25 protein-coding genes and 4 pseudogenes are annotated in these 23,342 nt (G+C 35.0%); 17 read left to right on the top strand and 12 right to left on the bottom strand.

Annotation, left to right across the window (positions count from 1 at the left end; all coding sequences use genetic code 11):
- Positions 1-199: 199 nt before the first annotated feature.
- Positions 200-553, top strand: coding sequence for a hypothetical protein (locus tag AC3OCB_RS05425; protein WP_498341245.1), 354 nt, complete (start codon positions 200-202; stop codon positions 551-553).
- A 57-nt stretch (positions 554-610) separates the two neighbouring features.
- Here the strand turns inward: AC3OCB_RS05425 and AC3OCB_RS05420 are convergent, their stop codons facing one another.
- Both AC3OCB_RS05420 and AC3OCB_RS05415 read right to left on the bottom strand, forming a co-directional pair.
- Positions 611-1,588, bottom strand: coding sequence for a metallophosphoesterase family protein (locus AC3OCB_RS05420; RefSeq protein WP_498341243.1), 978 nt, complete (start codon positions 1,586-1,588; stop codon positions 611-613).
- A 22-nt stretch (positions 1,589-1,610) separates the two neighbouring features.
- A complete protein-coding gene (locus AC3OCB_RS05415) occupies positions 1,611-2,306 on the bottom strand; it encodes a glycerophosphodiester phosphodiesterase (RefSeq protein WP_498341242.1) in 696 nt (231 codons plus the stop codon).
- A 203-nt stretch (positions 2,307-2,509) separates the two neighbouring features.
- Between AC3OCB_RS05415 and AC3OCB_RS05410 the strand changes: the two are divergent.
- Positions 2,510-2,914, top strand: a pseudogene (locus tag AC3OCB_RS05410) (hypothetical protein); the annotation flags it as partial.
- Between the two features lie 186 nt (positions 2,915-3,100).
- Here AC3OCB_RS05410 and AC3OCB_RS05405 read toward each other — a convergent pair.
- Genes AC3OCB_RS05405 through AC3OCB_RS05395 form a run of 3 tightly spaced genes read right to left on the bottom strand, consistent with a single transcriptional unit; the run spans position 3,101 to position 4,710 of the window.
- Positions 3,101-3,733, bottom strand: coding sequence for an aspartate racemase/maleate isomerase family protein (locus AC3OCB_RS05405; protein WP_498341241.1), 633 nt, complete (start codon positions 3,731-3,733; stop codon positions 3,101-3,103).
- A 9-nt stretch (positions 3,734-3,742) separates the two neighbouring features.
- The gene (locus tag AC3OCB_RS05400; protein WP_498341240.1) at positions 3,743-4,330 is read right to left on the bottom strand and encodes an alpha/beta hydrolase family protein; all 588 of its coding nucleotides are present in this window, start codon (positions 4,328-4,330) and stop codon (positions 3,743-3,745) included.
- A complete protein-coding gene (locus AC3OCB_RS05395; protein ID WP_498341238.1) occupies positions 4,327-4,710 on the bottom strand; it encodes a thioesterase family protein in 384 nt (127 codons plus the stop codon). Before AC3OCB_RS05395 ends, AC3OCB_RS05400 begins: the two co-directional genes overlap by 4 nt.
- Before the next feature lie 28 nt (positions 4,711-4,738).
- Between AC3OCB_RS05395 and AC3OCB_RS05390 the strand changes: the two genes are divergently transcribed.
- The 5 genes and pseudogenes from AC3OCB_RS05390 (at position 4,739) to AC3OCB_RS05370 (ending at position 9,544) form a co-directional block, all read left to right on the top strand.
- Positions 4,739-5,434 (top strand): DUF3834 domain-containing protein, encoded by a 696-nt coding sequence (locus AC3OCB_RS05390; RefSeq protein ID WP_498341237.1) that lies wholly within the window; start codon positions 4,739-4,741, stop codon positions 5,432-5,434.
- Positions 5,421-6,207: pseudogene (locus AC3OCB_RS05385) on the top strand (MBL fold metallo-hydrolase). Before AC3OCB_RS05390 ends, AC3OCB_RS05385 begins: the two are co-directional and overlap by 14 nt.
- Before the next feature lie 99 nt (positions 6,208-6,306).
- A pseudogene (locus tag AC3OCB_RS05380) lies at positions 6,307-7,954 on the top strand (cbb3-type cytochrome c oxidase subunit I).
- A 421-nt stretch (positions 7,955-8,375) separates the two neighbouring features.
- Positions 8,376-9,218: a hypothetical protein gene (locus AC3OCB_RS05375; protein WP_498341235.1), complete on the top strand. Its 843-nt coding sequence runs from the start codon at positions 8,376-8,378 to the stop codon at positions 9,216-9,218.
- Positions 9,219-9,244: 26 nt separating this feature from the next.
- Positions 9,245-9,544 (top strand): hypothetical protein, encoded by a 300-nt coding sequence (locus AC3OCB_RS05370; RefSeq protein WP_498341233.1) that lies wholly within the window; start codon positions 9,245-9,247, stop codon positions 9,542-9,544.
- Here AC3OCB_RS05370 and AC3OCB_RS05365 read toward each other — a convergent pair.
- Both AC3OCB_RS05365 and AC3OCB_RS05360 read right to left on the bottom strand, forming a co-directional pair.
- Complete coding sequence (locus tag AC3OCB_RS05365; RefSeq protein ID WP_498341231.1) at positions 9,539-10,102, bottom strand: carbonic anhydrase; 564 nt, start codon at positions 10,100-10,102, stop codon at positions 9,539-9,541. The two genes, AC3OCB_RS05370 and AC3OCB_RS05365, sit on opposite strands and share 6 nt — an antisense overlap.
- A gap of 151 nt (positions 10,103-10,253) precedes the next feature.
- The gene (locus AC3OCB_RS05360) at positions 10,254-10,523 is read right to left on the bottom strand and encodes a hypothetical protein (protein ID WP_498341229.1); all 270 of its coding nucleotides are present in this window, start codon (positions 10,521-10,523) and stop codon (positions 10,254-10,256) included.
- 63 nt (positions 10,524-10,586) lie between these two features.
- On the opposite strand from AC3OCB_RS05360, the gene AC3OCB_RS05355 reads away from it, so the two are divergent.
- Positions 10,587-11,702: an RsmB/NOP family class I SAM-dependent RNA methyltransferase gene (locus AC3OCB_RS05355; RefSeq protein WP_498341228.1), complete on the top strand. Its 1,116-nt coding sequence runs from the start codon at positions 10,587-10,589 to the stop codon at positions 11,700-11,702.
- Between the two features lie 80 nt (positions 11,703-11,782).
- Here AC3OCB_RS05355 and AC3OCB_RS05350 read toward each other — a convergent pair whose 3' ends face one another.
- Together AC3OCB_RS05350 and AC3OCB_RS05345 are read right to left on the bottom strand one after the other, a co-directional pair.
- Positions 11,783-12,553 (bottom strand): sulfite exporter TauE/SafE family protein, encoded by a 771-nt coding sequence (locus AC3OCB_RS05350; protein WP_498341226.1) that lies wholly within the window; start codon positions 12,551-12,553, stop codon positions 11,783-11,785.
- Between the two features lie 191 nt (positions 12,554-12,744).
- On the bottom strand, positions 12,745-13,899 hold the full coding sequence (locus AC3OCB_RS05345; RefSeq protein WP_498341224.1) for an MFS transporter: 1,155 nt from the start codon (positions 13,897-13,899) through the stop codon (positions 12,745-12,747).
- Positions 13,900-14,143: 244 nt separating this feature from the next.
- On the opposite strand from AC3OCB_RS05345, the gene AC3OCB_RS05340 reads away from it, so the two are divergent.
- The 4 genes from AC3OCB_RS05340 to AC3OCB_RS05325 are packed head-to-tail and all read left to right on the top strand — an operon-like array spanning position 14,144 to position 18,010.
- Positions 14,144-14,518: a DUF929 family protein gene (locus AC3OCB_RS05340; RefSeq protein ID WP_498341223.1), complete on the top strand. Its 375-nt coding sequence runs from the start codon at positions 14,144-14,146 to the stop codon at positions 14,516-14,518.
- Positions 14,512-14,652 carry a hypothetical protein gene (locus AC3OCB_RS05335; RefSeq protein WP_498341221.1) on the top strand — a complete coding sequence of 47 codons (141 nt, stop codon included), beginning with the start codon at positions 14,512-14,514 and terminating at the stop codon, positions 14,650-14,652. Before AC3OCB_RS05340 ends, AC3OCB_RS05335 begins: the two co-directional genes overlap by 7 nt.
- Before the next feature lie 30 nt (positions 14,653-14,682).
- Positions 14,683-16,605, top strand: a complete 1,923-nt coding sequence (locus AC3OCB_RS05330; RefSeq protein WP_498341220.1) for a serine/threonine-protein kinase — start codon at positions 14,683-14,685, stop codon at positions 16,603-16,605.
- A gap of 34 nt (positions 16,606-16,639) precedes the next feature.
- Complete coding sequence (locus AC3OCB_RS05325) at positions 16,640-18,010, top strand: dihydrolipoyl dehydrogenase (protein WP_498341218.1); 1,371 nt, start codon at positions 16,640-16,642, stop codon at positions 18,008-18,010.
- On the opposite strand, the gene AC3OCB_RS05320 is transcribed toward AC3OCB_RS05325, so the two are convergent.
- Positions 17,970-19,316 (bottom strand): MFS transporter, encoded by a 1,347-nt coding sequence (locus AC3OCB_RS05320; RefSeq protein WP_498341217.1) that lies wholly within the window; start codon positions 19,314-19,316, stop codon positions 17,970-17,972. The genes AC3OCB_RS05325 and AC3OCB_RS05320 overlap by 41 nt on opposite strands.
- A gap of 134 nt (positions 19,317-19,450) precedes the next feature.
- Here AC3OCB_RS05320 and AC3OCB_RS05315 point away from each other — a divergent pair, with 134 nt between their 5' ends.
- Complete coding sequence (locus AC3OCB_RS05315; protein WP_498341280.1) at positions 19,451-20,839, top strand: tRNA uridine(34) 5-carboxymethylaminomethyl modification radical SAM/GNAT enzyme Elp3; 1,389 nt, start codon at positions 19,451-19,453, stop codon at positions 20,837-20,839.
- Here the strand turns inward: AC3OCB_RS05315 and AC3OCB_RS05310 are convergent.
- Entirely contained in the window at positions 20,823-21,179 is a 357-nt protein-coding gene (locus tag AC3OCB_RS05310) for a HEPN domain-containing protein (RefSeq protein ID WP_498341216.1), read from the bottom strand. The two genes, AC3OCB_RS05315 and AC3OCB_RS05310, sit on opposite strands and share 17 nt — an antisense overlap.
- 21 nt (positions 21,180-21,200) lie before the next feature.
- Positions 21,201-22,094 (bottom strand): 2-hydroxyacid dehydrogenase, encoded by an 894-nt coding sequence (locus AC3OCB_RS05305; RefSeq protein ID WP_498341215.1) that lies wholly within the window; start codon positions 22,092-22,094, stop codon positions 21,201-21,203.
- Positions 22,095-22,181: 87 nt separating this feature from the next.
- Here AC3OCB_RS05305 and AC3OCB_RS05300 point away from each other — a divergent pair, with 87 nt between their 5' ends.
- From AC3OCB_RS05300 to AC3OCB_RS05285, 4 genes and pseudogenes are all read left to right on the top strand, one after another.
- Positions 22,182-22,403 carry an AbrB/MazE/SpoVT family DNA-binding domain-containing protein gene (locus AC3OCB_RS05300; RefSeq protein ID WP_498341214.1) on the top strand — a complete coding sequence of 74 codons (222 nt, stop codon included), beginning with the start codon at positions 22,182-22,184 and terminating at the stop codon, positions 22,401-22,403.
- Positions 22,400-22,789 (top strand): PIN domain-containing protein, encoded by a 390-nt coding sequence (locus AC3OCB_RS05295; RefSeq protein ID WP_498341212.1) that lies wholly within the window; start codon positions 22,400-22,402, stop codon positions 22,787-22,789. Before AC3OCB_RS05300 ends, AC3OCB_RS05295 begins: the two co-directional genes overlap by 4 nt.
- Positions 22,790-22,850: 61 nt before the next feature.
- Positions 22,851-23,081, top strand: a pseudogene (locus AC3OCB_RS05290) (amino acid permease); the annotation flags it as partial.
- A 72-nt stretch (positions 23,082-23,153) separates the two neighbouring features.
- Positions 23,154-23,342, top strand: a complete 189-nt coding sequence (locus AC3OCB_RS05285) for a hypothetical protein (protein WP_498341211.1) — start codon at positions 23,154-23,156, stop codon at positions 23,340-23,342.

Raw genomic sequence — 23,342 nt, 5'->3', positions numbered from 1 at the left:
CTCTTCAGTCGTGGATGTATCCCCCATGCCGTTGGGGATGAAAGCCGCCCATGACCATGTGGTGACCGCGGATGGTCCACATGCGAGGTGGAAGTCCCTAGAGGAAGCGACGATAGTGAGACTAATGAATATCTTAAAACATCCTAAGGTATTTAGAATCACCCTCTAGAGACAAACGGTAAATACTCCATTAACTAATGTGATCATAGGTAGCGTTATTGGAGGTATTGGATCTTCATTTTTCTATCCAGCCAATAACAGTGCAATAATGGCTAATGCAAGGAAAGGAATTTACGGTGGAGTTTCTGGATTACAAAGAACATTAGCAAATTTGGGACTTCTGCTGAGTTATGTCGTAGCAATAACAGTTGCCTCTCTCACAGTACCTAGATATGTTGCTTTTGAAGTGTTTTTAGGGACTTATAACGGGTCTTTGCCATCCCAGTTTATTACGGGTATTCACTCAGCCCTACTTCTGGGTGCTGGAATTCTTGCTGTGGGTCTTGTTTTATCAGCATTGAGAGGAAAAGAAGTTAGAAGTGAAGTAAGCTGAAAAGAGATTTTTATTGTTAACAGAGACTACAATTAAAACCTTTAAGATGGAGACTGTTCATCCGTTTCTAAACATGTATGTCTTTACTTTATCTCCTTCAAGAACTAGATAAAGGGAATGTAAAATTCCTTCGCTATATTCGCTTCCCGGGTTAAAGACCATTGTCCTGCCTATTTTATCAAAACCTCTTGATTCATGTATATGCCCATGAAGACCAACTAATGGTTGAAATTCTTCAATTATCTTCCTCACGCTGGTAGATCCTACATGAGTAAAGACTATTTCCCCTCCTTTAACAACAGGTTTTAAGTTCTCATCGAGTAAAGGAGCATTATCAAGATGGGTATTGAAAGGTGGTGCGTGAAGATTATAAATAGCTTTTGATTGGTCTTCTACTTTGCTTGCTATTTCCTTCAAGTTCTTATAAAGCGTTTCCTCATCTTGTTCTCTTGGTGTGTGCCAAGGTGTTGGATTAACATAACCATAAGATATCATCTCATGGTCACCTATCCTTATTATTTCCCCTTCTGCTTTGTGCATAATATCGCTCTCTTCAATAACGTCAAAAAGATATTCGGGGTCATCATTACCTAAATTTACGTAAATAGGAATATTTGTTCCTTTGAGTTTTTCTTCAGCAATTCTTATCCATCCCCTAACTACCTCACTCATAGCTTCCTTAAACTTTTCATTTACAAAGTCCTTATTGTTCTGCATCTCTTCAAATTCCTTTTGATCAACTATAACGTAATAATTTCCAGCGTTCCTTATCTCTTCGATAACTTTTTGCAAACCATCTCTTCCAAACTCTTGACCTTCCAGTTTATATCTGCCATTGCCTAAATCAACTATCCCATAAAGTGCTTTACCTGCTAAATCACCGCCAATAATAAAAGTATCTACCTTAAATTGTAAGCCTGCGTTAAGGAATTTCTTAAAAACTATGTCAGAACCATGTATGTCGCTGGTGTAAAGTATCTTTATCTGCTGTTTTTTATCAGTTTGTGGTTCTGATTTTCTTTTAAATAGCCCCACAGCTAAAACTTCTTTTCAACGCTTAAATAGTTAATCCCTCATTACTCTTTCTTAAATATTTAATTTGCTTCATTATGTCGGGTTTGTCAGTAGCTATCGCGTCAACCTTGAAATACATCATCTTTTCTAATATACTTACGTCGTTTACAACCCAAGGTATTACAAAGAACTTGTTTTTCTTAAGATCATTAGCGTGAAATCTGTTAAGCAGATTATAACTTGGAAGCATTGCGTAAGCTTTAAGGCTTTTAGCTATTTGAATAGGATATTGTTGAGTATCATAAATTAAACCTATTTTCTCTCCTCCAACCTCTTTTACTTTTTTGAGAGAATCATATAGGAAGGAAATGAATATAACCTTATCCAACAACTTAGCGTCCTTAACTTCTTTTACTATACTTTCCTCATATCCGCCTTCTTTTATTTCTAGAAGGAATATATTTGCCTTAACTTCACTCAAAACTTCAGAAAGAAGAGGGATTTTTTCACCGTGAGAGTCTAATTTCTTTATTTCCTCTAATGTCATTTCACTTACTTTTCCTTTACCGTTAGTTGTCCTATCGACAGTTTCATCATGGATTACTACTATTTTTCCGTCTTTAGTTCTTCTTAAATCCATCTCTACTCCTTCACATCCCTTTTCGATTGCTCTCTTGAAAGCCCTTATAGTGTTTTCTGGTTCATAAGCTGATGCTCCTCTATGTCCAATGCATATCATAAATTAAATACCAAAAGTTAAAATTTAATCTCTTCTCTCTAATCATTGTGGATAAAAAACTCTTAAAGTTCTTATCCAGCAGTGAAGGAACGCTGAGCGTGATAAGAAAAGCCCCTCCGTCAGATGAAAAATTTAAGAAATTAATAAAAAGGGTAATTGTTGACGAATCCAAACTTTTGCAGAAAGTACTTTTGGGAGAAGACATGATAACTGCAATGAAAGTAGGATATAAAAACTCAGTTGCCGGTTTTCTTCATTCAGCAGAAGAAAATAACAGATTCCTTATGGAGAGAGCTTCTCTTTCCGTTTTTATCACTCATACAACAGAAGCCTACTTAAAGGCTTTAAAAGAACTGGAATGGCACAAACTAGTTGATGAAGGTTTCATTATACGTTCTGGTGGAGAAGCGTTAACTAAGATTAGGAAATATGCAGGGACTAGAGAAGTTAACTCTATTACAATTTACCTAGCAGGTAGACCAGTCTGCGAGAAACATCTGAAATGGGAGGATTACTCAATTTCAGTTCATGAGTTATTCAAGGAACTAGGAATGAAAAAAGAAAAGAAGGAGGTAAAGTGTAAGTATTGTGGAAAGGAAGCTAAGTATTTCACTTTGGCCATGCCAAAAGCAAGTGCTTTGATAGCGTTAGCTTGTGAGACAGTAAATAAAAAATCTAATAGGATGTTAAAGATTTATGCGAACTTATCTAGGATCCTTCATCCTTACGGGTTTACGAATATTGATAAAGATGTTGTATTTACTGTTTGGGCAAGAGACTTATTGATGATACTTTCAGAAATCAATGAGCTTCTTTTCCCTTGCGACTTCAAAAAGGGAACCGGAAGCAGTAACAACAGGCAATCTGCCCTCCAATTCCTTAAGGATTGGAAGAGTAGAAAGAATAGTACAAGCAATATAGACAGCGTCAGCTGAAGACTGATGTGCAATTCTAGTAGCTTCAATTACTAGTTCATGAGGTGTTGATGCGATAGCTTCACCCCCAGTTCTTCCAAGAGATATTGAACCAGCCACTTCAAATCCCCAGTCTTTTAACCATTTTATCTCGTAATCGTGTCTCCTTTGATTATAAGGTGTTATAACATAGAGTTTCTTTGCGTTCAGCTCTTTCAGTCTGGTTATTATTGTTTCTGTAGCTATTAACGTTGGTTTAGAAAAGAACTTCTTTAGCCTTTCCATTCCTTGTCTATAAAATACACCATATGATCTTGCGTAAAAGATAGCTTCGTTTTGCTCTATTTGTCTTTTCATTTTCTCAAGTTCTTTATACATCCTTTCTTGCTCATCTCTTCTTATTCCATGACCGGGATAGAACTTCATTGTGAAAATCTTAAATTTTCCATGGTAAAGTGCTTCAACATCTCTAGGTAAAGTTGGATTTTCTTCAGAGATTATTAATGAAATCATAAAAACACATCACTTTAGAGCGCTTAATATATTTTCCTTAATCCATTTGTCAACAATATCCCAGATAATAGGATACTGTTGACCTAAAGGAGTGTGCTTCATTTTAGGAACTATGTGAAGTTCACATTTGCCTCCATATTTTCTTATCTCTTCGCACATCACTATCGAATGCTCCTTTAATACAATCTCGTCTTCTTCACCGTGAATAAGCAAAACGTTATTTAACTTATTAGCGTACTTTAGTGGAGCATATTCAAACTCATATTCTGGCAAAGATGAGATGTCTCTGTAAATTTTATTCTGCACAGTCCCTGGTGGGAAAGTTGATAGATACTCTCTTTGCTTTTTCCTATCTGATGGAGCTGATACAGCAATAACACATGTTCCCCTTAAAGCTCCCACTATTAGTGCTATAGTACCTCCTCTCGAATGACCAGCAATGCAATCAAAATCGTAAGTCAAGGCTTTTTCAACACCTTCTTTTACTTCAATTTCAAATTCTGGTACTATTACCTCTCCATACTTCCTCAAAGGTTTGGCTAACCATTCAACTTTGTCTGGTGAAGAACCTTTACCGTGGATGACAAGGCTTTTCATAGCTCTTCCACCCTTCTCATAAATTCTTTCTCATCTACAATTACTCTTTCGTGTATTCCTTCACCAATCTTCTTCTCCTTGTAATAAGCTTCAACTTTGAACTTTAACCTATTTCCGTTTACCTCTACAAGTGTCGACTTAACTTTTACTTCTTTTCCTATTGGTGCTGGAGCTAAGTGCTTTACATCAACGTGAAACCCTACAGTTGTTTTTCCAGTTTCCAAGTACCTTTGAGCCAAAGTGAAGGATACGTCTTCCATAAAAGCTATCATGATTGGTGTTGATAAAACGTATACTGCTCCACTTGATACAGATGATGCAGAGTGTTCCGGCTTAACTAAGAAGGACTTTTCCAATGATTCCCCTATTTTCATCATCATTTAATTTACAGTCTGCCATTTTTATATTATGCTTGTGACAGCGCCTTTCGCAGGACCAGTGTCCTTTCCGTTACTAGTTGCAAAAGTGTTAAGCAAAGTAGACTTTGAGCTTAAGAACAGTTGTGAGGAAAAGGAGGTAGGGGATGTTATATTAGATTCAATCCCAAATATAGCTAAAAATAGAATGGAAGGGTATAGACTAGTTGCAGGAGTGTATGTAAGGATGTATTCGCTTATAGGAAATAAGAATTCTTCCGTCATATACACTATTAGGGAGGGTACATTAGCGGATGTAAACGCTAGAGTTTACGCTAAGCTTACTAACAAGAAAGATGTAATAAACACAACTCCAGATGAAGCAGTAAGAAAAGCGAAAGAGGAGGGGAAACTCGCTTTAGTTGGAATAGAAGTAGAGATAGGAGAGATTTTCGAAGATGAGATGAAGAAAATGAACTATCTTGCACCTCAGTGTGGGATTTACTCAAGAGTTGACCCTGCTCCAGTAATTAAAGCTTATGAAGAAGGGATCAAATTAATGAAAGAAAGACAAGAAGAAGCCTCTGCTATCATATCTTCAGCAAGCAAGTACTATCCCCTTGACGTTATGAGAAAGATAATAAATATTTATGATCACCAGCTTACAACAAAAAGAAGTGAGTTGTTAAAGAGTTTGGTTTTGTACAGTTTAGTTAAACCAGAGGTGAAAGAGCTTGAAGTTAACTAAAAATGTTGAAGTTATACAAGGTAGCCCTAACACACTTGTTTATGACAATAGAGTAGTCATAGACTTGGGGGGGTAAAAACTCAAACTTAGAAATAAACGCTGAAGTCCAATTAGCAACACATGGTCATAGCGATCATATTGCAGGTTTACTAAAAAACGCTAAAATTAAATACCTTCCTAAAGAGGACTATTGGAGCTTAACGTTGATGGGAAGAAGAGCTATGATATATGGTTGTAGTTCAAAAGATAACCCCTACTTCACTTTCGATTATATAAAAGAGGATTTGAAAGAAGAATTTCAAGACTCAGAAATACAAAAGGTAAAGTTACCTGGCCACACACCTGGACATACTGTGTACATTGTTGAAAACGTGCTTTATGCAGGAGACGCGTTCTTTGGGCAAAAAGTACTGGAAAACTTTGGCTTACCGTTTTACACAGACTTTTGGAGCGCTTTGGATTCTCTTTATCAGTTAAAGGAATTAGTAAAGAGTGTTGATTACGTAGTTATCTCACACGGACCAGTATATACTAATAAGAAAAAGATAGAGGAGCTATTAGATTTCAACATCTCTTTTGATGAAAGACTAGTTCAGAAAATTAAGGAAATGATAACGGGGAATGAGTTAACAGTGGAAGAGATAACTTACAGATTATCTGGTAATAAAGACGTTGCAAATATTCTTCTAAATTCTGTCACCGTAAAGTCCATTTTATTTGGAGTAGCAAAAAACGTCAGAGTCACTGAGCAAGGAATAAAGTTTTCTTTATAGTTTCATAAATTTCATAAATTTCTAATACTCATTAAATGCAAAATTTCATCAAAATCTTCATAATTCAAAGTTATTAATAACTAATTTAACCTTGTTTATATGAAGTCTTCACCAATTAAACCTCTCGTAAACTTAGTGGTTTCAATATTCCAGCTAGACAAAGATTGGATAACGAAAATAACAATGGCAATGATCGTAATGAGCTTGATCTGGGGAATACTAGGAGTAATAGATGCACTGATGGTGAGAATACAAGAGGCCACCTGGGGACTGTCGATGACTTTACCTTTTACACCACAAGAATTCTATGCATCAATAACACTGCACGGAATGAGAGACTTATTTGGTTTTGCTCAGCAACTTGAATTCGCAATATTTACATTACTTCACATTTAGACTACTAAACTTACAGCCCAGAGCTAAATGGATTTACAATTTAGCGTTTATACTGTTAAACATTTCATTTATGTTGATTGAAGGACCGATAATTATTACATCACAGCAAGGATTTGATAACTATTTCGCTGCAACTGGTTGGTACTACCTTGTCCCATTAGGACTACCCGGTCAATCACTTTACGTTGTATCCCCATTATGGTATTTCGGATGGATGCTAATAGATATTGCAACATATTTGCAAACAACTTGGTTGATATATCATTATTATTTAGCTTCAAAGACTATCAAAGAAAAATTGCCAATTTTTCTTGTGTTCGTGCTAATGGATGTTTTACTTTATGCTATAGGTTATTCTGGCGAAACAGTCGCTAATGTATGGGATATTTTAGCTTTCTATGGAATTACGGGGCTTAACGCAATAGCAAATCAAATAGCATTTGGTATTTTATGGCATGCTGTAGTTTATATGTCATGGATTCCAGCAGTTGGTGCAATGTATTTGTTAATACCAACCCTAGCTAATAAACCACTATACAGTGATAAAATGGGAAGAGTTGCTGCACTGCTCTACTTGCTTTTCTCAAACAACGTACCTATACACCACTTATACATGGTTGATTTGCCAGTAGCTATAAAACTCGTAACTGAACTGCTGACTTATGGCGTAGTTTTACCGTCTTTTATGACTTTCATGAACTTGTGGGCTACTGCAAAGGGTGCGAATGTGTCATGGAACATTCTGACAGCTTTCACAGTCCTCTCTTTTGCAGGATCAATATTTGCTGGAGTTACGGGAATAGCAAATGCCACGATTAGTTTTGATGCAGTGATTCACGAAACAATGTGGGTCGTTGGTCATTTCCACGCTTTTATATTACTTTCTATAGTACCAGCAGGTTTTGCCACTCTTTACCTAATGCTACCAATGATGACTGGAAAATCATGGTATTCAACAAAGATGATGTGGATACATTTTTGGGGTTATCTAATAGGGGCGTCTATGGTCGTTCTAGGTTTTGATGAAGTAGGGCTTACAGGTTTAATAAGGAAAGAGGAAATCTATCCATTAACCATAACATTCATATCAGGCGAAGTTGTCGCAACTGTTGGTGCAGTTATTGCTGACTTAGCAACAATAGTATGGCTATTTAATGTAGTTTTAACACTAGTGAAAGGAAAGAATGTTGTTGCTTCATCTCTAGATCAAGCTATTAGCATTGTGATGGCTGAATCTACTGCTTCCTTCCCGAGTTTATCGACCTTCACATCAAAAGTTAAAACTCTCTTCCATCATTCAATGCAAGATAAAACAAAAGAGCCAAATACTTCATCTCATAAAGCTTCGTAATCTGAAGCACTAACTTTAAGTTAATACATCTTTTTATCCTGCTCTTTTCATTCTATATCTATAATAGATAGCCTATCATTATTTTCTATTATTATATTTTTACGATTTTACTTTTTACGAAATGACTTTCTTCATAATTAATTAAACGTGTAACTACACTTCCTTTCTAAAAGTACTTATAAAAATGTGAAATGTTATATTTACCATGAAAATATAATTTGACCCCACTAGCCCTTTAGGGGAAGGCGTCCAGTCGCAAATAGTTTCTCTAAGTTCTAAAAAACCAATTTCTCCCTTGAAAGAAAATATTTAAACTAAAGTTACAATTTCTTTTTCAATGCTGATGTGCCGCGGAACTGAAAAGTGATGACGTTATTTTTTCTGAGACATGCTTTTTAAGTAATATTACATATAATTACATATGACTGATATATACTTTGTAAAGCATGAAAACAAAGCGGTAATCTTTGCTGGGAACTATTATGCAATATTTGAAGGAAATAAAGTAAGGGGGAAAATGGATCTACAAGGACTTAAAGTAGAATTTGAAGGAAACATTGACAAAATACCTGCAAATGCACAAGAAGCAAATGACATAATAAAATCCTTGTTTTATGAACGACCAAAAGAAGTCAATTATGGTTCCGTGGTTGAGGCAAGTAATGGGAAAGTCAAAATAAAAGCATGGGGAATTATAATAAACGATATCAATGCGTTATTTAACAGATTATCAGAAATAAAACCATTACCAGTAGATATTACAAGGCTTTCTCTACAATACGATATGCCTTTGAATAAAGTTAAAAAAATCTTGAAGGAAGTTCCGTTGAAGTTAGAGGAAGAAGCTTACAAGTTTACTCTATCCAGTTTTGGTAATAAATTACCTAGAGTTGAAGAGTTAAATGGAATTAAAGTTATTCTTGATGTAGTTCAAGATGGTGGAGTGATAATCCTAGCATATGAGGGAAAGCAAATATATAAGGCAAGGATTAGCTTCCCAACACTATATAAATATATAAATATGAAGCCAGTTGAACTAGTTGAAGAAACGGTGAATTTACTAGAAGCTTTAATTAATCTATATGGAAAAGCAGGAGACAAAGGTACTTTGCCTGGGATAGTGGAAGGAGTAAAACAAGATAGCAAAATTATCATAAAAAGTGAAAACGAAGAGGCTGAAATACCTGCTAAAAACTATGATGAGTTGAAAGAATTTGTTTCTAACTTGAGAAAACAGTTACAAAATGTCATCAAAAACTATTAATACGCTTGAGATAATGATAACCTAGTATGGACGTAAAAGTTATCCACGAGAAAATAAGAGGACTTATTGAAGCACCAGAAGAAGAAAAACATGAGCTTCGTGGTAGAACAAAAAACTTTTATATCATACAGAGATATACGAGAGATGACAATAACGAGCTGGAAGAAGTTTACATTTCTTCCCCGGAGATTAACATAAGTCTTGTAGTAAATTCCAAAGGTGTATCTTCTGTTACTTATGTAAAGGATGGGAAAATTGAAGGAAAGAACTTGAGTGAAGAAGAAGTACAAAAAATAATTGATGAGATTATTAAACTTCTTTCATAGAGCTTTGCACTCGCCAGTAGAACAGTCATAAACTTCTTTAAAACCTAAGTTCTGTGTAGCTATAATAATATCAGCATGTACATCTTCTATTGACGTAGATTGAAGTATGTAAGCACCAATTTCCTTGGCTCTCTGATTTGGCTGATAGAAATAAACTTTAGTTATTCTATTAGGCCACTTTAGCTGATTTACGTCAATTAACCTTGTTTTTACATTTGCTGTTATTTGTTTAAGTATCTCTTCATTCAGTAAAGCATTAAGCCTTTCTAGTTCTTCTAAGCTATCAAACTTTTTGTCTCTAAATTGGGAAACTAGCTTTTCCTCAACCTCTTTACTAACTTTATCTCCTTTTTTTGTAACATTGAAAACTAATTTCATTGCTGCACAGTCAGTGTGAGGTAAATAGATTATCTCGTCTGGCTTGATCTCCCTTAACCTTTCAATAAATTCTTTCACGTTTGCACCTGCATTTCTAAATATTAACGTGTTTGAATCTGCTTCTTTTTGGATCTCTTCTGTTAGTCTGTAGTCCATACATGAAATTAAAACTTTTACCATAATACTAAAAATTAAACTGCTTTATATATTCTTATTTTTATATATATTCAAAATACTTTAGTAAATGTGTTAAATGTGTTTTGACAATAATGATAATGGTTTATATGATTTTGAGAGAGTTTAACCTTTTTTATGACAAATAGCAAAAGTGTCAGCAGAAAGGGCGTCTGAGAAAAAATACGTGAACCGCTACTTGCTTACGTCTTCCAATATCTTTTGCGATATTTGTTAATTTTTCCTTTTCAGAAAGAAAAGAAGGTAAAATAAGAGTAACAACTTCTTTTTTATCAAATATAAAATCTATAAATTTAGAGAAATCTTTTATAATCTTAAGGTTGAATAAATGACATTCATTACAACCAATCCTCTTCATTAGTTCTATCATTGCGGGATCAATGTAATCGTCTATAGACCTTTTCATATCTATACTACTTAATACTTAATTTTATTTAAACTTTTATATAATGTATCTATCTTAGAGTTCGTGGACAAGAGAATAGACCTTTACGTCACTGCAGTAAAGCTTATTATGAGAGAGAAAATTCAACCAGAAAAAGCTTTTGATTTAGCATATAAAAAATTAAAAATTAATGGATCTAGGGAAGAGCTTTATCATCAATTTATTCGTGTACTTCAACATTTTTATTATAATTATGAGTTATACCACGATAAAGGAATAGAAGAAGTTGTGCTTCACTCATTTAATGGAAGTAAAGTAGACCTTCCCCAATGGGTTAAGGAAAGGCTTTCATATCTGAGATTAAATGACCTATCTTTACTCTATAAAAAAGACATGTGGATAAGGATAAACACTTTAAAAACAGACATCTCCAGCGTAATTGGCTCCCTAAGAGAAAAAGGATTTGAAATAGAAAAGGATGAATACGATTATCTTTATAAAGTCGTAAAAGCCCCCTATAGAATATCAAGAACAAAGGAGTTCCAATCTGGTAAAATAGTAGTTCAAGATAAGGCAAGCGTAAAAGTTGTTGAAGTATTAGACCCAAAACCTGGAGAAAAGATCCTTGAAATAGGTAGTGCTCCGGGTATGAAAACTTCTTTGATTCAGCAACTGACAGAAAACAAAGCCTATGTAATTGCACTAGATGTTTCTGAAAAAAGGATAAGGGTTCAAAAAGAGTTAATGGAAAAACTAGGAGTTAGAAATGTTGAGTTGGTTTTGGCTGACGGTGAAAAAATACCTATAAAAGAGGTTGATAAAGTACTAATAGACGCCCCATGTAGCAATAGTGGTACTTTAAACGCTGATCCGAGCGTATTTTTACGCTTAAGTAAGAGTGATGTTATAAGACTATCTAGGTTACAGAAAGAGATTTTGAAAGAAGCATCAAAACTTGGAAAACCAGTTGTTTACTCTACTTGTTCTTTATTCCCAGAAGAAGGGGAAAAAGTTGTTGAAAAATACGCTGGCTTTCTAGTTAAAATCAACAATAATGATCCAACCCACTATGGATATTTTAGGAGTAAAGTTTGGCTAAGGATTCTAAGATTCTACCCTCATATTCATGGAACTGAAGGATTCTTTATAGCTAAGTTGGACTTTTCTAGTAAAACTCCTAACAAGAACATTCTAACATAAAAAATATTGAAGTTAATATTAATGGGAAATGTAACGATAATTACATAGAATATACTTTGATCCATTAAGATAAAAATAAGTCAAATTGAGTAAACCGGAATGACCTTTAATAGTTCACTTATTGAAGTTATAACAAATACGCTTCCTAAGAACATGTAGATATATTTTGAAGCCATTTTATTAGCTATTTTAGCGAAATAATAACCCGATATTAAAGCTATAAAGCCTATAACAACTGAAGAAAAGATGTCAGTTCTCCCTGCCATAATATATGCCGTAGTACCACTAGTTGCAGATAATAGCATTGCCAATGTTGCAGTTCCTATCATTCTCTTAATATCTATTGAGAAAAGCAACATCATAACTGCAATGAACATTATACCCCCGCTAGCTCCTAAAGTTCCAGTAACTACTCCTATGATCATGCTAAAGATTATTGCTACGATGTAAGAAGCTTTCCCTAACTTTAGATTTTTTATATTAAGTTGTGGATTCCTAGATCTTTTAAAAGAGATGTAAGCCATGTAAGCAGTAAATATTGTAAAAGCTCCCTCTAGCGCTCTCTCTGGAGTTGCTAGAGCTATTTTAGACCCTATTTGAGCTCCTACTATTGCACCTAAACCCAGAAGCAAGGAAATTTTGTAGTCAACATTTCCATTCCTAAAGTAAACGAAAATTACTGAAATTGTAGTAATTACGTCTACAAGAAGACTCGAACCAACAGCATCATAGTAGGATAAACCTAGATAAGAAAGAGCTGGAACAACAATTAGAACTCCGCTTGATCCAGTAATCCCAGTAAGCGCACCTACTGCAATTCCTATTAGTACAAGTATGTAGATTGGAATCATAATATGAAGGGATAGAGTTGAGTTAAAAGAGTTTTCCCTATTAAAATATGTTATAGTTTTTAAAATAAACAACAAAAGATTTACTTACTAGCTTAGATTAAATACTCAATTTTCTCTGAAAGAATTTTTGGCTTTAATAAATGAGAGAGTGTATGTGTAGTATCACATGATAATAGTTGTGTTTCAGTTAATTAAAGATAAATCTGTCCTTTAACTTTTTTACTCTCAACCAAGAAGAGGACGAAGAGAACTAGACTTACAACTGACAATAAGATAAAGGAGTATCTTAATCCTATCTCTTCAACAGAATATCCCATGATTAAAGGAATAAAACCACTCAACCCACTGAGTATCCCAGAAAAATAACTATTAGCAATGTTTCTACTTTCTACGTCTTTAAAACTCCTAGAAAGAAGGATGAGGGAAGAAGGATAGGTTAAGCCATGAGGTATTCCAAGGAGGATAAGAGAAATAACGTAAATTAAAAGTGAAGGTGATAGGGAAACGAGAAGTAACCCTATAACCGTAATTAAAGCATTAGTATAAATAATTGTAATTATACTTCTTGGAGTCTTTAACGTGAAAAGTCCTCTGCTTATAAATGAAGTGAGGTAATAAAAAGTGAAGATCATAACTGCTAGAGAATAAGAGGCGTGAAAAAGACTTATTGCGTAGATACCTCCAAAGGTCACTATCATCCCGAAAGGTATATCGTAAATTAAATTGTTAAATATTGATGCTAAAAACGGAGGTGACTTTAACACTTCTTTACCACTCGAAATCCTTTTACCTTCATCCTTAAACTCCATCATGAAAGAGGTGATTGGGACTAAGAAACTAAAAATGGAAAAGAAGAGGAAAGCAGTTATGAGAGAGAAATTTGAAAGTATAAAAGACTCAAGCAAAGGACTCACAATGAGAGAGAGACTTAAAGATGTTGTATACAAAGATATCATTCTTTCCCTACTCTTTTGATCATCTATAGAACCCGCATAGTTTATTATATTAGGAAAAATAAGTCCCATAGAAAATCCAGCCACTGATGTAAATAACCAGACTAAAATAGGGTTTACGAAATAGAATAGAGGAAAGACTAAAGCATAGATGACGGAAGAGACTTTTAACACTTTTTCTCTTTTCTTTGCAGAAAACCTAGAGTTTATTAACATACTTGATACAAATGAAAAGATAGATAAAGTGGATGAAACAAAACCAACAAGAAAAGGAGAAAAATGAAAGATATACTTTGTAACTAGAGGTACCGTAGTAGCTAACATACTATTTGAAGCTCTAATTGCAAAAGTTATTGTAAAAATTATAATTGCAATAGCAAAAATTTGCTTCATTACTTCAGTACAAGAAAAGAAATTTTAATTTTTAACCTCAAAAACAAATTGTGAAAGTAAAAACTTGATAATAGGAGTTGCCGTTGCAGTCTTTGTAATACTTCTAGTCTCTCCCTACATATTGCAACCATTTGAAGTTCCGCTAAACATGTTTTTTAAGGTTAGTAATTAAGGATCCTCATATACATGTATTGTTCTAGTAAGCTAGTATGGTTGTCCTTACGGTGCTACAGATAGTTGGGTTTTGTTAGATTTCCTTTCTCATTACGGTAAACTTACATATAACATGACCTATTCAGACCCAAATGACGTTTATCCTAATACACCCGGGGTTATATTCACTTCTTTTGTTCCAAATTCTACTGTTCACTTTAAATTCCTTTATCTTTATAACAGGTATTTGAACGCTACTGCAAATGGGACGATCATCAGTAATTATGTTAGTTATGGGTTATCATTGATAAAACAAGAACTACCTCAATACTATGACATTGTGAAGACTTATGTAACTCAAAAGTGGGCTTCTGGAAGCTTCTTCCAGCCAGCAGCATATCTTGGAAACCCGCCACATATACCCACATTAATAATTGTTAGCGGAAAAAAGGGACATACATGTTAATTGGTCATATAATAGACCCTGCAGAAGTGAACTCTTATAACTCCTCATATTTGTTAACTCACTATTCACAGCTTTCTTTTATTCAACAAGGGTATGAAGAACTTCAACAGATTGTTAATGAATCAAGCGATTAAACTTATATAAAAATGTTCAAATCACTACCCATGAATAGGCATTTACTTGTATCATCCATAATTGCAACACTAGGTGTAGTTTTATCCTATTCCCTTGACTTAGACAAGTTGTATTCAATCCCAATTTACTTCATCATAGCTTCACTTGCCTCTTCCTATATTAGCTCATTTACTCGTTACTTCACTCCTATTTCTGTTGTTCTTTCGTTTATCACGTTAGCCCTACCTTTCTTATCTACATCATCATTTCCGTTACAGTTTTTTATAGCGTTAGGTTTAGGCGTAGTTGCAATTGCCATTCCATGGATTTGGGAGCTAATAATCCTAGTGTTATTAGTTATATTTCATGTTATTTCGGGGATCCCATTCATTAACACATTTGTTATATTTCTTTCTCTTTTTTCTGCACTAGGCTTTGCTAATTTACGCGCAGCAACTGGGAAAGGATATCCTGCTATAGCGAAAATAGAAGGTTTACCAAAAAATGCTATATGGTATGCAGAAATAAACGGAGTTTTTAAAGCAGAGAACAGAAACTCTATTAGATGTAAAAGAGTTGAAATCACTTTTTGCCCTCAGTTTATTTCTGGATATTATTTCATACCAGATACCACTACTATTACAGTTAAAGAAGGAAGAAAAGGGATCGTGAAATTCAATAAGGCAAACACACTTCCGCCGGTAGATAAATTTCCTCACTGCTTTGCCTATTTTCAATCAAAGGGCTTGCCATCAAATATTCAGTGGTCAGTTATAGTAAATAATATGGAGTACTCTGCTTCAACTTCATCCATAATTACCGTACCATTATTTAACAGTAAGGAGGCTTTATGGAGTGCAAAGGAAATAACTATTGGAAATGTTACCTTTAAACCTGCGGTAGATAACGGAATTATAAAGAGAGGAGATAGGGTCGTTATAGAGTACACAAGTTACGTCCAGCCAACAATACAGCAAAACACTAAACCAATCCTTCCTCCTCTAGACAAATGGGATCCTAATATATGGGTTGGGAAAGAAATGTATGGTTACAAGGTATTGTCAGTTATAGGGACTGGAGGAAATGGATATGTTTTGAAAGCTGAGAAGGATGGGTCATTATATGCGATAAAAGTTTTCTCTATATCACCATCTTCTAACGTTACTGTGTCAATGGCATCAAATTTTGACTCAATATTTAAGGAATCTGAAACGTTAAAGAACCTTTCTAAAAATCCTAAGTTTGTTAGAATATACGGGATATTTATAGATTCAAATAACTTGAGGTCGATCCTTAAAGGAAACGCTGAAGTGTATTACAACTACCCACCTGCAATAATCATGGAATATATGAGTGGAAGGACTTCCTTGAATTTGGCAGAAAGTCAAATAGCTTACTCTACTTATTGGCCATTAATAGTTAAAGAAATAGTAAAAGAAGTAGCAGGAGCATTAGCTTTCCTTCACTCAAATGGCTTTGTACACTTAGATGTAAAGCCAGAGAACATATTCTTTTCTAGAGAGCTGGGCAAAAACCCAGAGGAAGTTTACAGAAATATAATAGGTAGCGTAAAATTAGGCGATCTTGGTTCAGCTGTAAGGATTGGTGAAAAAATAAGCCAAGCAACACCGGGTTATTGTCCACCAGAACAAATTGAGGCCATCATTTTAGGAAAAGGGGCAAATCCAAAGATGGATATATTTGCGTTAGGAATGACAGCCTACACTTTGTTGATTTTGAAGAAAGATAACCCCATTTCCGACATCTTGAATAGAGCAATAGACAGTTATCTTTCTGGTAACATTGGTGAAGCTTTAAAAAACGTACAGCAAGCGAAGCAAGTCCTCTCAAGCTGGAAACCTTCATTACCTCAAAACACGCCACAAGATTTAGCAAATGTAATTCTTAGAAGTCTAAATGTAAACCCAGAATATAGACCTACAGCGGAAGAAATAGTTAAAGGTCTAAATTAGGAAAAAATAAAATGGAAAGTACTATAGATATGGTATGAAGTTCGATGTAGTTGTTATAGGTGCCGGTGGAGGAGGTTATCCTGGGGCATTCAGATTAGCAAAATCTAGCTATACCGTGTTAATGGCAGATCCTAAAGGAGAATTAGGAGGAAATTGTCTTTACAGTGGCTGTGTGCCGTCAAAAACAGTTAGGGAGATTTCTGAAACAGTATGGAGAGCAAAAAGGATGATAAAGCATGAAATACCAATAGACTTTGAAACAATACAAAACCATAAAGACTTTGTACAAGAGACAAGATTTAAGCAACATAAAAGAGAATTAGCTGAATATAACACAGTTACATTTTATAAAGGCGTTGTAAAAATCAAAGACTTGACTCATGTCACAGTAAAGACTGAAGAAGGAAAAGAGATTGAGGCTGAAACTAAGTACATGATAGTCGCTTCGGGGAGTGAACCATTTAAGCCCAATTTCCCGGGTAGCGAACATTGTATAACTAGTGACGATCTGTTTTCTTACAAAACTCCTTTGAGAAAACTCCCTCAAGATATGGTGATAATTGGAGGTGGATATATAGCTATTGAAGTAGCATCAATCTTTGGAATACTAGGGGTAAAGACTCATTTACTAGTTAGAGGAGATAAAGCATTAAGAGGAATTGACGATGAGATAGCCAATACACTTTTGCCTATTCTAAATCTAGATATAAGATACAACTCACCGGTTTTAGAAGTTAAAAAAATAAAAGAAGATGAGTACCAAGTAATTTACTCTGATAAAGACGGGTCTAAGAAAAGTATAACCACAAATCTTGTTCTTCTAGCTACTGGAAGAAAGCCAGTTTTACCAGAAGGTATTGAAAATATAGGAATTGCATTAGACAAGTCTAAGCATATTGTTGTAGATGAGGCAATGAGGACTAACCTACCAAATATATTTGCAACAGGTGATGTTAATGGAAAAGCTCCTTACTTTCACGCCGCAGTAAGGATGAGCATTGCTGCAGCTTATAATATAATGAGCAACGGAGTTCCTATAGATTACGTTGACATAAAAAGTATCCCAGCAACAATTTACTCAGTTCCTTCTGCCTCATATGTTGGAATAATGCCTAGTCAAGCAAGAAAAATGGGGATTGAAACAATAGAGGCTACTTACAACATGGAAGATGAAGTTATGTCGCAAATATATGACGAAAGAGAAGGAGTACTAAAACTTATCTTTGAAAGAGGTAGCTTGAGATTAATTGGTGCATGGATGGTTGGAGTACACTCCCAGTATTTAATAAATGAAGTTGGACAAGCAGTAGCACATGGCTTGACAGCTAGGCAATTAGCAAGTTTTGCTGATCAACACCCTGCCACTAATGAGATTGTGGAATATGCTGCGAGGAAGGTCTTGTAATAGAATCCAACTCTTTTTCTTTTGTTTCTGGTACAAAGAATAGCGTTATTAAGCTAGAGGCTAAAGCAATCCCTGCATAAATTCCTACCATCCCCCCTAGACCTATTATACTCACAAGTGATGGGAACGCTGAAATCACAGTCGCTGAAGCTAATCTATCAATTGCAACAGTAATTGCTTGCCCCGTCCCCCTGACTTTTGTGTAAACTAATTCTGGGGTTATCATCGCTGAACCTATAATAGACGCTGGACCCATTGCAGAGAAGAAATAGTTTAGCATGTAAAACGAAAAGCCCAGAACTGCAGCTTCACCGACCAATGTAGGCATTGGCTTAAATCCAAATAAGTAGGGGTCGATAAGAAGGAGTGAGTACATTATCAGCCATAAAGCTACACCGGCATAACCGACGGTAATTAGCTTTTTCCTTCCTATTCTGTCGATAAGATAAATGCAGACCAGTTGCCCTGGGATCCCAGCAAGGAATTGAGCAACATAAGTAAACGTTATTGGTGTTAAACCTAGATTATAAGCAATAGTTATTGGTCCGTAAATGGCAAAAGTGGATGAATAAATATCATAAAGCAACCATAGGACTGACGCAACTATTATAAATGGCAAAGAGGCTTTTAACCTGTTAATAAACTTCTCTCTATCTAAATTAACTCCCAGAAAGACGCCGAAATCAGTTTTTAATTTGTTAATTTCTTCATCTAATGGTTTAACTTTGCTTAAGAACATTAAAGTTTCAGTCAATTTCCTTCTTGCAAGAATAACAGAAAACGCTGGTATCGCACCTACTCCTAAAGCCACTCTCCATGCCAAGCTTGCAGGCAAAAACATCGAAGCTATCTGATCAACAAAAGCTGCAAAAACCGCTCCTAATCCCCATAGTACAGCAAAAGTAATAACCATCATTTTCCCTCTATTTTTAGCTTCGACATTTTCTGCTACAATGATTGGTGAAAGAACATAATCTGCCCCAATACCCATTCCTAAAATTAAACGGGATAGAAATAACTCCGCATAGTTCTGTGATAGTGCTTGGGCTATAGCACCGATAGTCATGAGAGTAACGTCTATACCATACATCTTCTTTCTTCCCTTGAAATCTGAGATTGCACCGAATATTATAGCGGAAATTGCTGCACCGAAATAAGAACCAGCTACAAGAACCCCTTCCGTAACTTTATTCAATGAGATGAAGTTTGCTATTGTGTAAATTACTAGGGACAGAGAGTAAAGATTATAACCATCTGTGAATACTCCCATACCAGAGACCAAAACTGACCTCCAAGTGAGTCTCATATTTCAATAAGTAAACACTCGTGTATAAAAACATATCTACATTTAGTAAAAACTCGAAGATAAAAATTCAGTAAAAACAAGCTTATTACCTCATTTGATAAAGTACTCATGTGCTAATTAGAAAACCAGTGCGAATGCTATCTGGAGTTACAATTGTCTCTATAATGACTCATCCTCATAAATGCCCCCATGGTAAGTGTATATTTTGCCCGGGAGGAGTGGAATATGGAACCCCACAAAGTTACTATGGTAAGGAACCGACTTTGATGAGAGCAATAGAAAACAATTACCATTCTTTTTACCAAGTCCAGTCAAGGTTAAAGCAATATGAAGCAAATGGTCATATACCAAGTAAAGTTGAGCTAATAATCATGGGAGGGACTTTTCTTTCTACTCCGTTAGATTACCAAGAATGGTTTGTCACACAAGCCTTGGAAGGAATGAACAGATATCCTTCACCAGAAAAACCAAATTTTGTTTATCTTGAAGATGCTCAGTTGAGGAATGAAACTGCAAATATAAGATGCGTGGGAATGACTGTGGAAACTAAACCTGACTGGGGGAAAGAGTGGCATGCTAATCAAATGTTGAGGCTGGGGGTAACTAAGGTTGAGTTAGGGGTACAGACTGTCTACGATGATATTTTACAAAAGACAAATAGAGGGCACACTGTAAAAGACTCTATAGAATCAACAAGGATACTGAAAGATTCTGGGTTCAAGATAGTTTATCATGTTATGTTGGGTTTGCCCAGTTCAGACCCAGACAAAGACTTGGAAGCCTTTAAAATAATGGTTACAGACCCGGATTTTATGCCAGATATGCTTAAAATTTATCCTACACTAGTCGTTGAAACAGCACCATTAGCTGAGTTATGGAAAAGAGGGTTATACAAGCCATACGACACAGAAACGCTTGTAGAATTAATTTCTGAAATGTATAGATTTATTCCACCTTGGGTAAGAGTCATGAGAATTCAAAGAGACATACCTGCTAACATAATCTTGGATGGGAATAAGAAGGGGAATTTAAGGGAACTTGTAGAAAAAAGAGTTAAAGAGAAAGGGATAAAGAATAATGAAATTAGGTATAGAGAAGTTGGAATAAGATGGTTACACGATGGAATTTTACCAAAAGAACCGAGACTAAGAAAGTATGAATATGAGGCAAGCGGAGGGACTGAAGTGCTTCTATCCTTTGAAGATGATGATGGGATCTTAATTGGGTACTTAAGGCTCAGGTACCCATCTGAAAAAGCACATAGAGAAGAAATTAGCTCAAAAACTACGATTGTCAGAGAATTACACGTCTATGGACCAGAAGTTCCAGTACATATCTTAGATGATTTCTCATTCCAACATAAGGGCTTTGGAGGGAAATTATTGGCTGAGGCAGAAAGGATATCTGCTGAGGAGTTTGATGCCAAGAGAGTTCTTGTTCTATCTGGTATAGGTGCAAGAGAATATTATAGAAAGAAAGGGTATTACAAACTAGGTCCTTATATGGCTAAAGATCTAAATTGATTAATGACTCCACGAAACTTATGACTTTTTCAGCCGTTTCTTTGTCAATTTTCATAGGGACGGAATACCTAAATTCGATTCTAATTTGATCAAAGAATTTTATCATTACCCTTTCCTTTCTTATCTCCTTAAATCTAGGCTCATGCTTTTCAAGAATCCTTAATAGAGCATCGAAGTCTAGGTACCAAGGGACTACAACGTTGTATTTGAGGGAAGAAGTAACTAGGTATAGATGAAGTGCCTCTTCAGCTAAAAACGCTGAAATATCATAGAAGCCATTTTCAAAATTAAGTTTAGAAGATTTCAAAAATTCAATTATCTGCCCTTTATGATCCTCCATAGTTACTAGTTTAATAAGCTCTTATATATAATCTTCAATCCTAACTTTATTATCACCATTTCCTTCAGAAATTATTTTATAAACATTTTTACACGCTTGAAGTAGTGCATTTTTAAGCGTATTTGAACTAGAAGAAGCTCCTGCAATATGAGGAGTCCCAGTAAAATTCTCCAACTCCCAGAGTTTACTCGTTGAAAAATTCTCTTTCCCATTAACCCTCCAGAAAACATCAGTCCCAAATCTAACACCGGGTTTTTCTTTCAACAACTTGTACACATCCTCTTCAACAATAGTCTCAGCCCTCCCTACATTGACTATTATACTTCTTTCCTTCACTTTGGAAAGAACGGAGTAATTTAATATTCCCCTTGTTTCCTTATTTAAAGGAAGGGTAACAACTACCACATCAGCCTTTCCAATTACGTTTGGAAGGTCTTTTAACGAGTATTTTTCATCGAAGTGATTGCTCTTAAATGACCTTGAAACACCTATAACATACATATTGAAACCAAGCTTACCTATTTTTGCAACTTCTGAACCTATTCCTCCAGCACCTAAAACCATAAGAATTGAATTATTCAAAAGATATGTCTCGACCTTTTTCTTAAGCCCAACACCTTTAGCTAATGCCAAAATTAAACCGAATGCATGTTCAGCAACTGAAGTAGAATATGCTCCTGCATTTGAGTAAAGTTCTTGGTCTTTCCTTAATAGCTCAAAAGGGAAATCATCGACACCAGCTGAAAAAGTCTGAATGATTTTTGCTTTTTTTGCCTTTGGTAATAACTCTCTTGCTTGTGATGGCCATAACATCAAAATTTCAGCGTTCTCGATATCTTGGTCAGACAAGTTATCATCTTTTACTGGAATTAATCTTTTGCATTCTTCAGGCAATTTAACTGTAGAAATAATCATACTAAGTATTTTCTCTCAATAAGTTTTATTCTTTCTCTCGTGTTGTTACTAGCTATCCTTATATATTACTATTTTCAAGTAACTACTATGAGCAAATATGTTTCTAAAGTGACAAGGAATTATCAAATCACTATTCCCTATGAAATAAGAGAAATGCTAAACATAAAAGAAGGAGAATATGTTGAGTTTATCATTGAGGGAGACAAAGTGATTATAAAACCAATAAAAAAGAAATGGACTACAGCTAAACTTGGTGAAAAAATAAGTGTGGAGGAAATAGAAGAAATAGCAAACAGGGCGTTTGAATGATTGTGGTCGATACTAACGTCTTGGTTTATGCAACATTCGAAGATAATGAATTCTTTAGTCAAAGTATGAAGATAATAGAAAGAGGAGATATAATAATTCCTCAGATAGTAGTTTATGAATATATAAAAGTATTAACAGAAAAATACCCTGACTTAAGTTTTATAAAGACTAAGATAGAAGAACTGAAGAATTTCACAATAATACCAGAGGACATAGAAACGATAGCAAATGCCGTTAACTTACTCAATGAAATGTCGTACTCGTTAAAGAATTTGAACGATTTTATTATACTTTCTTTGACCTTAAAAATAGGAGGAGAATTAGCTACTTTTGATAATAAATTAAGAAAAATCGCTGAAAAGAAAGGTATTAAAACAATACCTTAATCAGATTTTTGATAATCGAACATGAGTTCGGTTTATTAACTTTGTAGTGGACTTTAAATTAATGTCTCAAAGAAAAGTTTTCTTGAGAGAAAGCTCTGGGCTTATCAAAAACGCAACTCTGAAGGATTTGGTGATGCTGAATGTAGCTAACATGGGCGCTGGGTTAGCTGTATTTGAAGGGATCTCTCCTTATTCTACACCAGGGTCTTTGTTATGGTTATCTTCTCTTATTACATTCCTAATTTCCCTTCCCCTTGTGTTTACTTATACCTATCTTCTACTGAAAATGCCTTCCGAAACAATTAAATATTTAATAGGTGATAATATGATTTGATAGGCGAAGATGAGAAAAAAACTGTATTGAATGGAAATATACAGCAAAGATATACTCGACGTCTATGTGAGCACTTTGCAGAAATCGGATAAGGAGGTGTTGAAGATACAAAAAGACTCCTACAAGATTGTTAGCTATAAGGTCAAACATAATTACAATGTTGATGGTTTTCTGTTCAGCTACCGCTCCCTACTACAGAAAGCAATAGATATAATCTGA

It is taken from the genome of Sulfurisphaera sp., assembly GCF_059755235.1.
This window is presented reverse-complemented; position numbering and strand designations above follow the sequence as displayed.

Excerpts from the sequence above, each read along its gene's own strand:
- AC3OCB_RS05415 (WP_498341242.1), bottom strand. The coding sequence starts at position 2,306 with ATGATATGCATTGGACATAGAGGAGCATCAGCTTATGAACCAGAAAAC.
- AC3OCB_RS05405 (WP_498341241.1), bottom strand. The coding sequence starts at position 3,733 with ATGATTTCATTAATAATCTCTGAAGAAAATCCAACTTTACCTAGAGAT.
- AC3OCB_RS05400 (WP_498341240.1), bottom strand. The coding sequence starts at position 4,330 with ATGAAAAGCCTTGTCATCCACGGTAAAGGTTCTTCACCAGACAAAGTT.
- AC3OCB_RS05395 (WP_498341238.1), bottom strand. The coding sequence starts at position 4,710 with ATGATGATGAAAATAGGGGAATCATTGGAAAAGTCCTTCTTAGTTAAG.
- AC3OCB_RS05390 (WP_498341237.1), top strand. The coding sequence starts at position 4,739 with ATGCTTGTGACAGCGCCTTTCGCAGGACCAGTGTCCTTTCCGTTACTA.
- AC3OCB_RS05375 (WP_498341235.1), top strand. The coding sequence starts at position 8,376 with ATGACTGATATATACTTTGTAAAGCATGAAAACAAAGCGGTAATCTTT.
- AC3OCB_RS05370 (WP_498341233.1), top strand. The coding sequence starts at position 9,245 with ATGGACGTAAAAGTTATCCACGAGAAAATAAGAGGACTTATTGAAGCA.
- AC3OCB_RS05365 (WP_498341231.1), bottom strand. The coding sequence starts at position 10,102 with ATGGTAAAAGTTTTAATTTCATGTATGGACTACAGACTAACAGAAGAG.
- AC3OCB_RS05360 (WP_498341229.1), bottom strand. The coding sequence starts at position 10,523 with ATGAAAAGGTCTATAGACGATTACATTGATCCCGCAATGATAGAACTA.
- AC3OCB_RS05350 (WP_498341226.1), bottom strand. The coding sequence starts at position 12,553 with ATGATTCCAATCTACATACTTGTACTAATAGGAATTGCAGTAGGTGCG.
- AC3OCB_RS05345 (WP_498341224.1), bottom strand. The coding sequence starts at position 13,899 with ATGAAGCAAATTTTTGCTATTGCAATTATAATTTTTACAATAACTTTT.
- AC3OCB_RS05335 (WP_498341221.1), top strand. The coding sequence starts at position 14,512 with ATGTTAATTGGTCATATAATAGACCCTGCAGAAGTGAACTCTTATAAC.
- AC3OCB_RS05330 (WP_498341220.1), top strand. The coding sequence starts at position 14,683 with ATGAATAGGCATTTACTTGTATCATCCATAATTGCAACACTAGGTGTA.
- AC3OCB_RS05325 (WP_498341218.1), top strand. The coding sequence starts at position 16,640 with ATGAAGTTCGATGTAGTTGTTATAGGTGCCGGTGGAGGAGGTTATCCT.
- AC3OCB_RS05320 (WP_498341217.1), bottom strand. The coding sequence starts at position 19,316 with ATGAGACTCACTTGGAGGTCAGTTTTGGTCTCTGGTATGGGAGTATTC.
- AC3OCB_RS05315 (WP_498341280.1), top strand. The coding sequence starts at position 19,451 with ATGCTATCTGGAGTTACAATTGTCTCTATAATGACTCATCCTCATAAA.
- AC3OCB_RS05310 (WP_498341216.1), bottom strand. The coding sequence starts at position 21,179 with ATGGAGGATCATAAAGGGCAGATAATTGAATTTTTGAAATCTTCTAAA.
- AC3OCB_RS05305 (WP_498341215.1), bottom strand. The coding sequence starts at position 22,094 with ATGATTATTTCTACAGTTAAATTGCCTGAAGAATGCAAAAGATTAATT.
- AC3OCB_RS05300 (WP_498341214.1), top strand. The coding sequence starts at position 22,182 with ATGAGCAAATATGTTTCTAAAGTGACAAGGAATTATCAAATCACTATT.
- AC3OCB_RS05295 (WP_498341212.1), top strand. The coding sequence starts at position 22,400 with ATGATTGTGGTCGATACTAACGTCTTGGTTTATGCAACATTCGAAGAT.
- AC3OCB_RS05285 (WP_498341211.1), top strand. The coding sequence starts at position 23,154 with ATGGAAATATACAGCAAAGATATACTCGACGTCTATGTGAGCACTTTG.